The organism is Methylorubrum suomiense, from assembly GCF_022179765.1.
Classification (GTDB): Bacteria; Pseudomonadota; Alphaproteobacteria; order Rhizobiales; family Beijerinckiaceae; genus Methylobacterium; species Methylobacterium suomiense.
Genome location: NZ_BPRE01000001.1, coordinates 282,071 through 294,464, shown reverse-complemented (window position 1 = coordinate 294,464; position 12,394 = coordinate 282,071). Strand labels below are relative to the sequence as shown.

The 12,394-nt window shown below is 70.2% G+C and carries 17 protein-coding genes; 6 read left to right on the top strand and 11 right to left on the bottom strand.

Annotated features, from left to right (window positions below; genetic code table 11):
- The first annotated feature begins 7 nt into the window (after window positions 1-7).
- A complete protein-coding gene (locus tag MFF26_RS01420) occupies window positions 8-580 on the top strand; it encodes a YbhB/YbcL family Raf kinase inhibitor-like protein (RefSeq protein ID WP_137831469.1) in 573 nt (190 codons plus the stop codon).
- A gap of 114 nt (window positions 581-694) precedes the next feature.
- A complete protein-coding gene (locus MFF26_RS01415) occupies window positions 695-1,672 on the top strand; it encodes an NADPH:quinone oxidoreductase family protein (protein ID WP_137831470.1) in 978 nt (325 codons plus the stop codon).
- Window positions 1,673-1,814: 142 nt separating this feature from the next.
- Here the strand turns inward: MFF26_RS01415 and ruvC are convergent, their stop codons facing one another.
- Window positions 1,815-2,381 carry a crossover junction endodeoxyribonuclease RuvC gene (ruvC, locus tag MFF26_RS01410; protein WP_137831471.1) on the bottom strand — a complete coding sequence of 189 codons (567 nt, stop codon included), beginning with the start codon at window positions 2,379-2,381 and terminating at the stop codon, window positions 1,815-1,817.
- A 187-nt stretch (window positions 2,382-2,568) separates the two neighbouring features.
- Window positions 2,569-3,186, bottom strand: coding sequence for a YceI family protein (locus MFF26_RS01405; RefSeq protein ID WP_137831472.1), 618 nt, complete (start codon window positions 3,184-3,186; stop codon window positions 2,569-2,571).
- 101 nt (window positions 3,187-3,287) lie between these two features.
- Between MFF26_RS01405 and ruvA the strand changes: the two genes are divergently transcribed.
- Entirely contained in the window at window positions 3,288-3,905 is a 618-nt protein-coding gene (gene ruvA, locus MFF26_RS01400) for a Holliday junction branch migration protein RuvA (RefSeq protein ID WP_137831473.1), read from the top strand.
- A 108-nt stretch (window positions 3,906-4,013) separates the two neighbouring features.
- Here ruvA and MFF26_RS01395 read toward each other — a convergent pair whose 3' ends face one another.
- The gene (locus MFF26_RS01395; RefSeq protein WP_137831474.1) at window positions 4,014-4,310 is read right to left on the bottom strand and encodes a DUF3572 domain-containing protein; all 297 of its coding nucleotides are present in this window, start codon (window positions 4,308-4,310) and stop codon (window positions 4,014-4,016) included.
- A 77-nt stretch (window positions 4,311-4,387) separates the two neighbouring features.
- Between MFF26_RS01395 and MFF26_RS01390 the strand changes: the two genes are divergently transcribed.
- Window positions 4,388-4,768 carry a response regulator gene (locus MFF26_RS01390; RefSeq protein ID WP_137831475.1) on the top strand — a complete coding sequence of 127 codons (381 nt, stop codon included), beginning with the start codon at window positions 4,388-4,390 and terminating at the stop codon, window positions 4,766-4,768.
- A gap of 48 nt (window positions 4,769-4,816) precedes the next feature.
- Window positions 4,817-6,190, top strand: a complete 1,374-nt coding sequence (locus MFF26_RS01385) for a PleD family two-component system response regulator (protein WP_137831476.1) — start codon at window positions 4,817-4,819, stop codon at window positions 6,188-6,190.
- Window positions 6,191-6,328: 138 nt separating this feature from the next.
- Here the strand turns inward: MFF26_RS01385 and MFF26_RS01380 are convergent, their stop codons facing one another.
- The 6 genes from MFF26_RS01380 to MFF26_RS01355 form a co-directional block, all read right to left on the bottom strand.
- The gene (locus MFF26_RS01380; RefSeq protein WP_171015587.1) at window positions 6,329-6,493 is read right to left on the bottom strand and encodes a hypothetical protein; all 165 of its coding nucleotides are present in this window, start codon (window positions 6,491-6,493) and stop codon (window positions 6,329-6,331) included.
- A 60-nt stretch (window positions 6,494-6,553) separates the two neighbouring features.
- A complete protein-coding gene (locus tag MFF26_RS01375) occupies window positions 6,554-6,868 on the bottom strand; it encodes a hypothetical protein (protein WP_137831477.1) in 315 nt (104 codons plus the stop codon).
- Window positions 6,858-7,232 (bottom strand): hypothetical protein, encoded by a 375-nt coding sequence (locus MFF26_RS01370; RefSeq protein ID WP_137831478.1) that lies wholly within the window; start codon window positions 7,230-7,232, stop codon window positions 6,858-6,860. The genes MFF26_RS01375 and MFF26_RS01370 overlap by 11 nt, the downstream gene beginning before the upstream one ends.
- Window positions 7,233-7,327: 95 nt before the next feature.
- Window positions 7,328-8,293, bottom strand: coding sequence for a cysteine synthase A (gene cysK, locus MFF26_RS01365; RefSeq protein WP_137831479.1), 966 nt, complete (start codon window positions 8,291-8,293; stop codon window positions 7,328-7,330).
- Between the two features lie 238 nt (window positions 8,294-8,531).
- Window positions 8,532-8,690: a hypothetical protein gene (locus MFF26_RS01360; RefSeq protein ID WP_238307404.1), complete on the bottom strand. Its 159-nt coding sequence runs from the start codon at window positions 8,688-8,690 to the stop codon at window positions 8,532-8,534.
- 164 nt (window positions 8,691-8,854) lie between these two features.
- A complete protein-coding gene (locus MFF26_RS01355; protein WP_137831481.1) occupies window positions 8,855-9,358 on the bottom strand; it encodes an META domain-containing protein in 504 nt (167 codons plus the stop codon).
- A 332-nt stretch (window positions 9,359-9,690) separates the two neighbouring features.
- On the opposite strand from MFF26_RS01355, the gene MFF26_RS01350 reads away from it, so the two are divergent.
- A complete protein-coding gene (locus MFF26_RS01350) occupies window positions 9,691-10,020 on the top strand; it encodes a helix-turn-helix domain-containing protein (protein ID WP_373324325.1) in 330 nt (109 codons plus the stop codon).
- 7 nt (window positions 10,021-10,027) lie between these two features.
- On the opposite strand, the gene MFF26_RS01345 is transcribed toward MFF26_RS01350, so the two are convergent.
- Together MFF26_RS01345 and MFF26_RS01340 are read right to left on the bottom strand one after the other, a co-directional pair.
- Entirely contained in the window at window positions 10,028-11,254 is a 1,227-nt protein-coding gene (locus MFF26_RS01345) for an NAD(P)/FAD-dependent oxidoreductase (protein WP_238307403.1), read from the bottom strand.
- Entirely contained in the window at window positions 11,251-12,255 is a 1,005-nt protein-coding gene (locus tag MFF26_RS01340; protein ID WP_238307402.1) for a LysR family transcriptional regulator, read from the bottom strand. Before MFF26_RS01340 ends, MFF26_RS01345 begins: the two co-directional genes overlap by 4 nt.
- Window positions 12,256-12,394 lie beyond the last annotated feature (139 nt).

The window sequence follows — 12,394 nt, the reverse complement described above, 5'->3', positions numbered from 1 at the left end:
GCGAACCATGCTGGAGAAGCTGCCGCACGCCGTGGGCGAAGCTCTGTCGAAGGTGAGGGCCGGCAGCGAGAAGGCCGCCTTCCACACCCTCGCGGAGCACGCGCCCGACCGCATCCGGGTCACGAGCCCGGCCTTCCCCGAGGGCGGGCCGATCCCCGCCCGCTACACCGCCGACGGCAAGGGCGTCTCGCCGCCCCTGGCGGTCGAGGGCGTGCCGGCCGAGGCGGCGGCCCTCGTGCTGTTCGTGGAGGATCCCGATGCACCGGCCCTGCACCCCTTCGTCCACCTGATCGCCTGGAACCTGCCGCCGCGGGACCAGACCCTTCCCGAGGGCGCCTTCGCGAGCCCGGCCGGGGAGGGCACCCGGCACGATCTCGGACGCAACTCGTTCCTGACGGACGGATGGCTGCCGCCGGACCCGCCGACGGGGCATGGCCCGCACCGCTACCTGTTCCAGGCCTTCGCGCTCGCCCGCACCCCCGATCTCTCGGCCTCGCCGGGCCGGAGCGCGCTGCTCGACGCGCTCAACGGCAACGTGATGGCCAAGGGGATGCTGACGGGCACCTACGAGCGGACCTGACAGCTTGCGCGACGCCCGCCCCAATGGGCATGAGGGGGGCGTCGAGGCGTTCCGTCGCGCGACCGGACAGGGATGCGTCGGCACTCGCGAAAGTGAGGCGGAGAGCGGAACGGTATGAAGGCCCTGATGTGCACCCGGCTCGGCGGGCCGGAGGATCTGTCGATCGAGACCGTGGCCGATCCCGTGGCCGGGCCCGGCGAGGCGCTGGTGCGGGTGCGGGTGGCCGCGCTCAACTTCTTCGACACGCTCATCATCGCGGGCAAGTATCAGGTGAAGCCCGAACTGCCCTTCTCGCCCGGTGGGGAGGCCTGCGGCGTCGTCGAGGCCCTGGGGGCGGGCGCCGAGGGGTTTTCCGTCGGCGACCGGGTGATGGTCCATCTCAGCCACGGCACCGCCCGCGAGCGCATCGCCGTGCCGGTGGCGCGCCTCGCCCGCGTGCCGGAGGCGGTCTCCGACGCGGTCGCCGCGGGGCTCTCGATCACCTACGGCACCACCCTTCACGCCCTGGCGGATCGCGCCCGCATCCAGCCCGGGGAGACGCTGGTGGTGCTCGGCGCCTCGGGCGGGGTCGGGCTCGCGGCGGTGGAACTGGGCAAGCTGCTCGGCGCCCGCGTCATCGCCTGTGCCTCCTCGCCGGAGAAGCTGGAGATCGCCCGCACCCACGGCGCCGACGACGTGATCGATTATCGGGCGACCAATCTTCGCGAGGAACTGCGTCGGCTGACGGGTGAGCGCGGCGTCGACGTCGTCTACGACGCGGTGGGCGGGGATCTGGCCGAGCCGGCGATGCGCGCGCTCGGCTGGAAGGGCCGCTTCCTCGTGATCGGCTTCGCGGCCGGGGAGATCCCGAAATTCCCGCTCAACGTCATCATGCTCAAGGGCATCGACGTGCAGGGCGTCCATTGGGGCGCCTTCGTCGAGCGCGAGCCGGCCCAGCACCAGGCGAACCAGGCGCAGCTGCTCGCCTGGGCGGCGGAGGGCAAGCTCACCGTGAAGGTGCACGGAACCTACCCGCTCGAGGCCTATGCCGAGGCCCTCGGGATCCTTAAGCGCCGCGAGGCGACCGGGAAGGTGATCCTGCAGATCGGCTGACGCTCGGTCGCTTGCCCAGTCGAGCGCCAAGGAGAACGTCAGGTCCGTCATGGGTGTCGAGAGGGCAAGGTTCCGACAGGACGGCAGGGTTCCACCCTGCACCCGCGAAAGGGCTCGCCCTTTCGAAGCCCCGGATTCGGCGTCAGCTTTGCCGGGCGAGCGCTGCCGCGATGCGCGCCGCGCCCGGACCGCCGCCCGTGGGTACGGCGTGGCGCCGATCGATCGCGGCGCGACCGCGATGGCTCGCATGGGTGATCGCGATGGCAAGGGCATCGGCCGCGTCGGCGATCTTGAACTCGGCTTTGGGCAGCAGGAACCGCACCATCGCCTGGATCTGGACCTTCTCGGCATGGCCCGAGCCGGTCACGGTCTTCTTGACGAGGTTGGCGGCATATTCCGCCACTGGCAGCCCGGCCAGCGCCGGCACCAGCAGGGCGACCGCGCGGGCATGGCCGAGCTTGAGCGTCGCCTGCGCGTCCTTGTTGACGAAGGTCTCTTCCACCGCGACCTCGTCGGGGGCGTGGTCGGCGACGATGCGGGTCAGACCCTCGTGCAGTTCGCGCAGGCGCAGCGCCAGGGGCAGGTCGCCGTCGGAGGTCACGACCCCGCAGGCTTGGTAGGACAGCTTGGTGCCCCGCGCGACGACGAGGCCCCAGCCGGTTCGGCGCAGGCCGGGATCGATGCCGAGGATGCGGACGTCGTCGGTCATCGGGAACCTCCGGTCACGCGCCGCCGTGGCGCGCGACCATCTCGCGCACATATCGTGAACGAACGGTTCCGGCAAACGCTCCCGTCGCCTGATCGGCAACAATCGGAGGGCGTGTGACCTGCCTCGTCCCACCCTGTCCCTGATCCCAAGGTGCTGAAAGCAGCCTCGAAGGGGGGTAGGAAGAGGCTCAGTCCACCGCCTTGAATTCCCCTTCCAGCCGCAGCGCCACCTCGTCGCCGAGCACGGGAAGGAAGGCGTTCACGCCGAATTCCGAACGCTTGATCACCGTCCAGCCGTCGAAGCCGACGGTGTAGAGCTTGTCGACCGGGTGCGGCCCGGCCTGATTGAAGGTGGCGTCGAACGAGACGGGTTTGGCCACCCCGCGTAGCGTCAGGGTGCCGTTGACGCGCGCCGTGGTCGGGCTCGTCGGCTCGACCGAGGTGCTGACGAAGGTCGCCTCGGGGAAGGCCTCGACATTGAGGAAGTCCGGTGCCTTCAGGTGGGCGTTGAGCTTGTCGTGAAGCGCGTTGACGCTGGCGGTGCCGATCTTGACCGAGAGGCGGCTCTCCGCCGGCTTCTTCGGATCGAGGGTCAGATCGCCCGACACGTCGGTGAACTGGCCGTAATAGGTCGAGTAGCCGAGATGGCTCAGCGACCACGTGATCTTGCCGTGGGCCGAATCGAGCCGGTAGCGCCCGGCCTTCACCTGCATCGGATCCTTGGTGAGCGCGGGTGGGGCGTCCTGCGCCGCGGCGGGAGCCGAGACGGCGCTCACGAGGAAGAGGGCGAGGAGCGTGCGCTTCATGCAGTCACCTTGTCGGTTGGGCCGCGCTGACGGATATGGCGTTCGGGCGGGCGCGGCAACGGAGCCGGGCGCCGATCCGAACACATGATCGGTGGTTCGAAATGATCGGGAAGCTCAAGGGGCTGGTGGATTCCTACGGCGAGGACTTCGTCATCCTCGACGTGAACGGGGTCGGCTACGTGGTGCATTGCTCCGCCCGGACCCTCCAGCGCCTCCCGCCGCCCGGCGAGGCCACCGACCTCGCCATCGAGACGCATGTGCGCGAGGACATGATCCGCCTCTACGGCTTCAAGTCCGACGCGGAGCGGGAATGGTTCCGCCTGCTCCAGACGGTGCAGGGGGTCGGCACGCGGGTGGCGCTCGGCGTTCTCTCGGTGCTGGAGCCCGGCGCCCTCGCCAGCGCCATCGCCACCGGCGACAAGGGCGCGGTCGCCCGCGCCCCCGGAGTCGGCCCACGGCTGGCCGCCCGCCTCGTGGCCGAACTGAAGGACAAGGCGCCCGCCTTCGCTCCCATCGATCCGGCGCTCGTGGCGCTCACGGGCGCGGTCGAGGACCGCACCGCGCCCCAGCCGGTGGCGGACGCGATCTCGGCGCTGGTCAACCTCGGTTATCCCCAGGTTCAGGCCTCGGCCGCCATCGCCGCGGCGATGAAGTCCGCCGGCGAGGGGGCGGAGGCCAAGACGCTGATCCGCCTGGGCCTCAAGGAACTGGCCCGGTAGCCGATTTGCCGCCGCGCCCTGCGGGCCACTGCAAAGGGCATTGAAACCAAGCCCTCGGACGGCGTTGAGCCGAGAAGGGCGCATGGGGCGTCGAAGCGCCGAGGTGGCTCACAGGCCGTCGTCGAAGGGCGGCGGCTGAAGCCGCTGCCACGCGGCGGCGATCTTCTCGGGCTTCAGGTCGAGCGCCTGCGCGCAGGCCAGCAGCCTCGGCTCGTCGCCCATGACATGGTCGAGGACGGCCGTGAGAAAGCCCGGATCGCGGGCGCTCTCGCGCAGGGTGCCGGGGTCGAGCCCGCTCTCGACGACGAAGCGGGTGAGCCGCTCGTCGTCGCCCGCAAGCCAGCCCAGCACTTCGATAGCGAGACGCTCGCTGCCGGCATCCGTATGATCAAGTTTGCGTTTCATCAACGACTATCAGTTTAAAGAGTGTCCGGGGGCTGTGCCAGGTGACGGAGCGCGGTCGGACCGCCTCGGAGCAGGTCATGAAGAAAACCGTTCTCATCGTTGAGGACAACGAGCTGAACATGAAGCTCTTCAACGATCTGCTGGAAGCGCACGGCTACGCGACGCTGAAGACCGCCAACGGTATCGAAGCGATCGAGCTGGCCCGCGCCCACCATCCCGACCTGATCCTCATGGATATCCAGTTGCCCGAGGTGTCGGGGCTGGAAGTCACCAAGTGGCTCAAGGACGACGATGACCTGCGCGACATCCCCGTCATCGCCATCACGGCCTTCGCGATGAAGGGAGACGAGGAGCGGATACGCGAAGGCGGCTGCGAAGCCTACCTGTCGAAACCGATCTCGGTCGCGAAGTTTTTGGCAACGGTCCGTCGGTACATTGGCGAAGACGGTACCGCCTGAGTCTCCCGAGACGCCCGGGCGGCCGGTCAGCCGCGTAGCGGAGGAACGATGTCGGCCCGCGTCCTGATCGTTGACGATCTCTACCCCAACGTCCGTCTGCTCGAGACGAAGCTGTCGCTCGAATATTACGACGTGGTGGTGGCCATGAACGGCCCCGACGCCCTCACCATCTGCGAACGGGGCGGCTGCGATGTCGTCCTGCTCGACGTGATGATGCCGGGCATGGACGGCTTCGAGGTCTGCCGTCGCCTGAAATCGAATCCCAACACCGCCCATCTGCCGGTGGTGATGGTCACGGCCCTCGACCAGCCGGCGGACCGTCTGCGCGGCCTCGATGCCGGCGCGGACGATTTCCTGACCAAGCCCATCGACGACACCGCCCTGATGACACGGGTGCGCAGCCTCATCCGCCTCAAGGCGGTCACCGACGAATTGCGCAGCCGCGCCCTCGCCACCCGCAGCCTGGGCGGGACCGATCCCCTGGCGCTCGCCGCCGCCGACACCGGTGAGAACGCCAAGATCCTCCTGGTCGAGGACCGCGCCAGCGCCATCGACCGGATCGGGACCGCCCTGTCGCAGCATCACCGGGTGACCGTCGAGACCGATCCGCATCGGGCGCTGGTGCTGGCCCCGGAGGCCGGTTTCGAGGTCGCGCTGGTCAGCCTCGATCTCGAGAATTTCGACGGCCTGCGCCTGTGCAGCCAACTCCGGTCGCTCGACCGGACCCGCAACCTGTCGCTGATCATGCTCGGGGAGATGGACGAGAAGGCCCGCATCACCCGCGGCCTCGATTTCGGCGTCAACGACTACCTGCTGCGCCCGATCGATCGGAACGAACTGATGGCCCGGGTGCGCACGCAGGTGCGCCGCCGCCGCTTCACCGAAACCCTGCGCGGCGCGCTTCAGGCCTCGGTGGAACTCGCCGTCACCGACGACCTCACCGGCCTGCACAACCGCCGCTATCTCGATCGGCAGATCGGTCCGGTCTTCGGCGACGCGATGCTGCATCAGAAGGGGCTCGCCTGCCTGTTGCTCGATATCGACCGGTTCAAGTCGATCAACGACACCTGGGGCCACGAGGCCGGCGACGAGGTGTTGCGGGCCTTCGCCGAGCGCATCCGCCAGCAGGTTCGGCCGATGGACATCCTGGCCCGTTACGGCGGCGAGGAGATCGTGATGGTCGTTCCCGGCGTCGACCTGCCGGAGGCCCAGGCCATCGCCGAGCGCATCCGCGAACGCATCGGGGCCGCGCCCTTCACCGTCCAGCGCGGCACGCGCGACATTCCGGTCACCGTCTCCATCGGGGTCGCCGTGCGCCGACCGACCGATACGAGCCCCGCCGACATCCTCGGACGTGCCGACGCGGCGCTCTATCGGGCCAAGGATGCCGGCCGCAACCGGGTCGAAGCTGCCGCCGCCTAGAGCGGCGATCCGGCGCCGGGCCGATCATCGAGCAAACCGTCTGCCGTCTCTGGCCGCATCGACGAGGGACGGACCGGGCCGAAGGCGGGGTCGCCGACGGACATCACCCGGACGCGGCGGTTGACGGACGGCCCGTGCTCAGCCGGCGCCCGGATCCGCCTCGTTGCCTTGGCCCGGAGCGCCCGGCTTGCCATCGGTCTTCTCGTTCGGGTCCTTGACGGCGTCGGGAGCGCTGTTGGCGGGCTTCTCGCCCGTCCGGCGCTCGTCGCCGTCCTCGGAAGATCCGTTGTCGCGGTCGCTCATCGGTCCGGCCCCTCCCTCACAGTCTCAAACCAGATCGCAGGCGCTTTTCACGGGCGCGTGTCACGGTCTCTTGGCCCGTTCCGGTTCGCCCGCGATCGGCTCACCCTGGCGGGGGCCGGCCGCCGCCTTGCGGTCCGAATGACCGCCGGAAGAACCGCCGATCGCCGGCGGCGTCCGCCCCTCGTCGGCGCCGCCCCACTCGCTCGTCCGCTCGTCGTCGCTGCGCCCGCCCGAGCCCTGGCCGGTGATCGCCGCCTGCTCAGGGGTCTGGTGGCCGCCGCTGGCCGGGCTCGGGCCGCGCGAGCCCACCGCCTCGTCGGGCTTGCGGGTGCCGACATTGGTCAGATCTTCGTGCGGCCGGTTCTCACTGCCCATCGCGGCCTCCCTGGCGCGGCGCCTCCTCGCTGCCGACGGCGGCGGTGGCGCGCTCGATCGCCTCCGCGGCGGCGGCGTCCGGTCCGCTCGGTGTGGGGGAAGGCGTGAACGAGGGATCGGAGATGCGGCGCATGTTTTCCGGCGGGGTCTCGGCCTCGGTCTGATCGGTCGCGTCCTGGCCCGGTGTGCCGGAGGCGATGCGCGCGGCCTCGGCGGTGCCGTCGGGATTGCCCTTGAGGTCGGCCTGGGTCCGCGACGGGATGCCGACATCGAGGGGGGAAGCGGTACCGAAATCCTGGCCGTTGCGGTCCGCGTAGGCATCGAACTCTTTCAGCGACGGCCGGGTGCGGTCGGTGTCGGTCATGGAAACTCTCCTCGGATGTGCCGGGACAACCACCCGGGACCGGAGGAGTTGCGGCGCGGGCCCTGCGACAGGCCCGCGCCACTGGCCTCAGGGCGTCAGCCGATGCCTTCGAACAGCACCGAGGAGATGTAGCGCTCGGCGAACGAGCAGGCGACGGTGACGATCCGCTTGCCCTGGAATTCCGGCCGGGAGGCCAGTTCCAGCGCCGCCGCGACGTTGCCGCCGGTGGAGATGCCGCCGGGGATACCCTCAAGCTTGGCGAGGTCCCGGGCGGTGTCGACCGCCTGCTGGTTGGTCACTTGGAGCACGCCGTCGAGAATGTCGGTGTGCAGGTTCTCGGGAATGAACCCGGCGCCGATGCCCTGAATCTTGTGGGGGCCGGGCTGGCCGCCGGAGATCACCGGCGAATCCACCGGCTCGACCGCGAACACCTTGAGGCCCGGCAGGCGGGGCTTCAGCACCTCGCCGACGCCGGTCACCGTGCCGCCGGTGCCGACACCCGCCACGAAGGCGTCGAGCTTGCCGTCGGTGTCGTTCCAGATCTCCTCGGCCGTCGTCTTGCGGTGGATCTCGGGATTGGCCGGATTGGCGAATTGCTGCGGCATCACCGCGCCGTCGATCTCGGCGAGCAGTTCCTCGGCGCGGGCGATGGCGCCCTTCATGCCCTTGGCGCCGGGGGTCAGCTCCAGCTGCGCGCCCAGGAAGGCGAGCATCTTGCGCCGCTCCAGCGACATCGTCTCGGGCATCACGAGGATCAGGCGGTAGCCGCGGGCGGCGGCCACGAAGGCCAGGGCGATGCCGGTATTGCCCGACGTCGGCTCGACCAGCGTGCCGCCGGGCTTGAGCCGGCCGGAGGCCTCCAGGGCGTCGATCATGTTGACGCCGATGCGGTCCTTCACGCTCGCGATCGGGTTGAAGAACTCGAGCTTGAGCAGGATCTCGGCATCGACGCCGCGCTCCTTGGTGAGCCGGTTGAGGCGCACGAGGGGGGTGTTGCCGATGGTCTCGGTGATCGAGCCGTATACGCGGCCGTGGCCGGGCTTGCGCGCGGTGTCTGTCATGGCTGTCCACTCCCTGGTCGGCAAATTGGGGGAGCCGGGATGCCCGTGGCGCGCTGCTTCGCGCCGATCGGCCCCGGCTTTCCGCGCGCAGGGCTGTAGCTGATTTCCCAAGAAGCGTCGAGGTTTACCGGATCTTGGCGGGGAAAGTCCGTCTTCGCGTCAGCGCGGAGAATACTCTTCTCCCGCAAGCGATTTCGACGACAATAATGTCATCCTGCCGTGATCCGGTCGGGCGGCTCTAGACCGGCGCGAGCGTGGCGGCGAGCACCAACAGGGCGATGCCGGCGCTGGTGGCCCAGGCGGCCAGCAGGGCGGCGCCCTCATGGTGGGCACGGAGGAAGACGTAGCGCGGCAACGCGACCGTGCGCGGCACCACCTTCGGCACCACGCGGGGCATTGCGTGCTGGTGAAGCCGGTCGATCCGCATCCCGTCCTCCGCTGAAGGCCGGTCGCGCGGGCGGCGCCACCGGTGACGGGGTCAGGAAACGGCCGCGATGGCTGACGGGGAATGAATCCGCGGGAACGACCGCGGATCGTCGTCAATGCGGGCTTAACGACGGGTCAGAGGGTGCGATCGAAGCGCAGTTCGCCGTTCTGCGTGCGGATCACCAGCTGCGAACCGACGAGGTCCCAGGCACCCGAGGTGCGCAGGGCGACCAGGAAGGCCTGTTCGCTGGCGGCGAGCGCCTTGTCGCAGCTCTTCTTGGTGAGGGCGAGCGGGCCGACCGCGAGATGCTGCTCCCGCAACGGGAAGGCGGTGGCCGTGAAGGTGTTGCAGCCGCCATAGCCGCGGGCGCGGTACTGGCTGTCGATGATGAAGGTCGGCCGGTCGCTGCCGTTGAACGGCTTGCCGTTGAGGCTGACGGCGGTCCAGGTCGCGCCGAGCGGGAACATCTTCTCCTGCGCCTTCGCCCCGGGGACGTATTGCGGCTTCTTCTCCGGCGCGCGTCCGCCCTGGCCGAAGCCGGTGATGGCGTTGTTTCCCTGCTGCGCCAGGGCCGGCCCGGCGGCCAGGGTGGCGACGGCGACCGCGCCGGCCAGCGCGGCGGTCAGTGTGCTGTTCATGTCCTCGAACCCCCTCTCTCGCTCGGCTGCCTCGCCCAAAGGACGTCGCGTGCGGGCATTCCCGTGCCCGTCATCGCACCGGCGGCCGGATCGGCGCAGGACGACTCGCGCCTCCGGCGGCGGTGATGCGGGGAATCGTCAGAGATTCAAGCACAATTATGGTCGCGGCATGCGTGCCGGACCCTGTTCACAGTCCGAGGGCACCGCCTCGACGCCGGGACGCCCGCGCGGACGGCTTTCTCGTTCCGGCGCCGAAACGATTGCCGCGCTCGCTCTGTTGTCCGGTGCGGGGCCGCGCGAGGCTCCGGCGACAGGATGGACGGGAGAGCGGCTTGACGGGATCGGACGAAGCGGGCGCGAAGGGCTATGGCGGCGGCGACCTCAACACGATCGGGCCCGGCCAGTCCCGGGCGGCGCGCGGCCTGCTCGGCTGGAGCACGGCGGATCTCGCCCGCGCCTCCGGCCTCGACGAGGGGTTCGTCACAGGCTTCGAGGCGGGCACCGGCGATCCGGCGTCGGGGCAGATCGAGGCTCTGCGCAGCGCGCTGATGCGGGAGGGCGTCGTCTTCACAGGCGGGGATGGCGTGCGCCTCTCCGACCGCCAGAAGGGCGGCGACGAGGGCACCCGCCTCGGCGATCTGACGACCGAGAACGACCGCTGAGAAACCTTCAGGCGGTGGCGAGGGCCTTCAGATCGAAGGCCGGATCCGCCGCCTGCTCCGGCGTGAGCGAGCGACCGGCGGCGATGATCCGCCGGGCGGCCATGTGGTCGGCCGGGCGGTCGACCGATTCGACCGCGCTCAGGCGCCCGTCGCGGAAGCGGAACACGGAGAAGCCCGCGCCGGACCGGCGCGTCACGCTCGCATCGTCCGGGCTCCCCAGCCCGGCGATCTGCAGCTTGCGCGGGCCCTGGTCGCTCCAGAACCACGGCACCGCATCGTAGGCGGTCGGCCGTCCGGTCAGGCGCGCAGCGAGGCAGCGGCCCTGATCGACGGCGTTCTGCACCGACTCGATCCGCACCCGGTCGCCGCCGGGCAGGCCGGCGGCGAAGCGGGTCGGGAAACGGGCGCAGTCGCCGATGGCCGAGATCGCCGGATCGGCCGTCGCCAGGAACGGATCGACCTCGATGCCGTCGCGCACCGGCAGCTCTGCGGCTTGCGCGAGTTCCTGATTCGGCACCACGCCGATGCCGACGAGGACGAGATCGGCGGGCAAGCTTCGGCCATCCGCGAGGGCGACGGAGGCGACGCGACCGTCGGCGCCCTCGATGGCACTCACCCCGGCTCCGAACAGGATCGTGACGCCCGCCGCCTCGTGGAAGGCGCGGAACGCAGCCGAGGTCTCCGGCGAGACCGCGCGGGCCATGACGCGGGGGGCCGCCTCGACCACCGTCACCGACAGGCCGCGGGCGGCGCAGACCGCGGCGAATTCGAGCCCGATGAAGCCCGCCCCCACCACGACGATCCGTTCCGCGCGCTCCAGAGCCGTCTTCAAGGCGTCGGCCTCGTCCAGCGAGCGCAGGCCGTACACGCCGGACAGCGTGGCGCCCGGCACCGGCAGCGCCCGGTTGCGGGTGCCGGTGGCGAGGATGAGATGGTCGTAGGCGAGGCTGTCGCCGTCCGCCAATTCCACCCGGCGCCCGGCCCGGTCGATCCCGGTAGCGCGGGCGCGGCGATGGGCGATGGCGTGCTCGGCGAAGAATGATTCCTGCCGCAGCAGCAGGCCCCGGGCGTCGGTCTTGCCGGCGAGATAGGCCTTCGACAGGGGCGGGCGCTGATAGGGGGGCTGGGCTTCCTCGCCGATCAGGGTGAGGGGGCCGGCAAACCCCGCCTCCCGCAGCGAGGCGGCGGCCTGGAAGCCGGCCTGACCCGCCCCGACGACGACGATGCCGCTCACTCCCCCGCCTCCGCGGCGAGGCCGGCCCCGTTCCGTTCGGTGGACAGGCGCGGGGCCATCTCGGCGTCCATGCCGGCGAGCGCCTCTTCGGGCAGGCGGGGCAGGAAGCGGCGGCCCTCTCGCGCCAGATAGTCCCAGAAGGCGTCGGCGGCCGGGCCCAGCACCTTGTCGGAGCGGCGCACCACGTACCAGTCCCGGCGGATCGGCAGGCCCTGCACGTCGAGCAGCGCGAGGCGTCCGCTCTCGACCTCGGACGAGACCGTGTGACCGGACAGGAGCGCGATGCCGAGCCCCGCCATCACCGCCTGCTTCAGCGTCTCGTTCGAGCCGGCATCGATCCCGAGCTTGGCCCGGCGGATCATCACGCCGTTCATGAACTCCTCGAACACCGAGCGCGTGCCCGAGCCTTCCTCGCGGACGAGGAAGGATTCCTCCGACAGATCCGCTCGGGTCAACCCGCGCCGTCCCGCCAGGGGATGGTCCGGGGCGGCGATCACCACGAGGGGATGGGGCCCGAACGTCTCCGCCTCGATGGCGAAGTCCCGGGGCGGGCGGCCCATGATCGCGAAATCGATGTCGTAATTGCGCAGGGCCTCGATCGTGCCCTGGCGATTGCCGACGGTGAGCGCGATCTCGACCTTCGGGTGGCTTTCCATGAAGCCGGCGATGACCGCCGGGGCGAAATATTTGGCAGTGGACACCACGCCCAGAGCGACCCGACCGCCGCCGCCCCCTTTCAAGGTGCGAAGCCGGTCGGTACAGGTTTCCAGCACGGTGTTGATGCTGTTGATCGCCCACAGCATCTCGCGGCCGGCATCGGTCGGCTTCAGGCCGGTGGGCGTGCGGTCGAACAGCAGCAGCCCCGCCTCCTCCTCGAGCTGGCGGATGCGCGCGTAGAGGGCGGCGGACGTGACGTTGAGCTCCTGCGCCGCCCGCGTCATGGTGCCGAGCCGCGCCACCGCGGCGACCGCCTGGAGCTGCTTGAGCGAGAGATTACGCATGATTCGCTTTTAGTTTTTTTGCGCGTCACCACAAGTTTTTTCAAAATCATTCCCCGACTGCTTCACAGCCGCTGGCGCAGCCGCCACACCGCGGCGTATCATCGAGACGGACAAGCTGCCGGGAACGGCAGGCGCCGCC

What these genes read in the sequence shown, in the direction of transcription:
- MFF26_RS01380 (WP_171015587.1), bottom strand. Translation starts at nt 6,493, where the DNA reads ATGAGCGACCGCGACAACGGATCTTCCGAGGACGGCGACGAGCGCCGG.
- MFF26_RS01395 (WP_137831474.1), bottom strand. Translation starts at nt 4,310, where the DNA reads ATGAAACGCAAACTTGATCATACGGATGCCGGCAGCGAGCGTCTCGCT.
- MFF26_RS01375 (WP_137831477.1), bottom strand. Translation starts at nt 6,868, where the DNA reads ATGGGCAGTGAGAACCGGCCGCACGAAGATCTGACCAATGTCGGCACC.
- ruvC (WP_137831471.1), bottom strand. Translation starts at nt 2,381, where the DNA reads ATGACCGACGACGTCCGCATCCTCGGCATCGATCCCGGCCTGCGCCGA.
- MFF26_RS01420 (WP_137831469.1), top strand. Translation starts at nt 8, where the DNA reads ATGCTGGAGAAGCTGCCGCACGCCGTGGGCGAAGCTCTGTCGAAGGTG.
- cysK (WP_137831479.1), bottom strand. Translation starts at nt 8,293, where the DNA reads ATGACAGACACCGCGCGCAAGCCCGGCCACGGCCGCGTATACGGCTCG.
- MFF26_RS01370 (WP_137831478.1), bottom strand. Translation starts at nt 7,232, where the DNA reads ATGACCGACACCGACCGCACCCGGCCGTCGCTGAAAGAGTTCGATGCC.
- MFF26_RS01415 (WP_137831470.1), top strand. Translation starts at nt 695, where the DNA reads ATGAAGGCCCTGATGTGCACCCGGCTCGGCGGGCCGGAGGATCTGTCG.
- MFF26_RS01390 (WP_137831475.1), top strand. Translation starts at nt 4,388, where the DNA reads ATGAAGAAAACCGTTCTCATCGTTGAGGACAACGAGCTGAACATGAAG.
- MFF26_RS01360 (WP_238307404.1), bottom strand. Translation starts at nt 8,690, where the DNA reads ATGCCCCGCGTGGTGCCGAAGGTGGTGCCGCGCACGGTCGCGTTGCCG.
- MFF26_RS01385 (WP_137831476.1), top strand. Translation starts at nt 4,817, where the DNA reads ATGTCGGCCCGCGTCCTGATCGTTGACGATCTCTACCCCAACGTCCGT.
- MFF26_RS01405 (WP_137831472.1), bottom strand. Translation starts at nt 3,186, where the DNA reads ATGAAGCGCACGCTCCTCGCCCTCTTCCTCGTGAGCGCCGTCTCGGCT.
- MFF26_RS01355 (WP_137831481.1), bottom strand. Translation starts at nt 9,358, where the DNA reads ATGAACAGCACACTGACCGCCGCGCTGGCCGGCGCGGTCGCCGTCGCC.
- MFF26_RS01340 (WP_238307402.1), bottom strand. Translation starts at nt 12,255, where the DNA reads ATGCGTAATCTCTCGCTCAAGCAGCTCCAGGCGGTCGCCGCGGTGGCG.
- ruvA (WP_137831473.1), top strand. Translation starts at nt 3,288, where the DNA reads ATGATCGGGAAGCTCAAGGGGCTGGTGGATTCCTACGGCGAGGACTTC.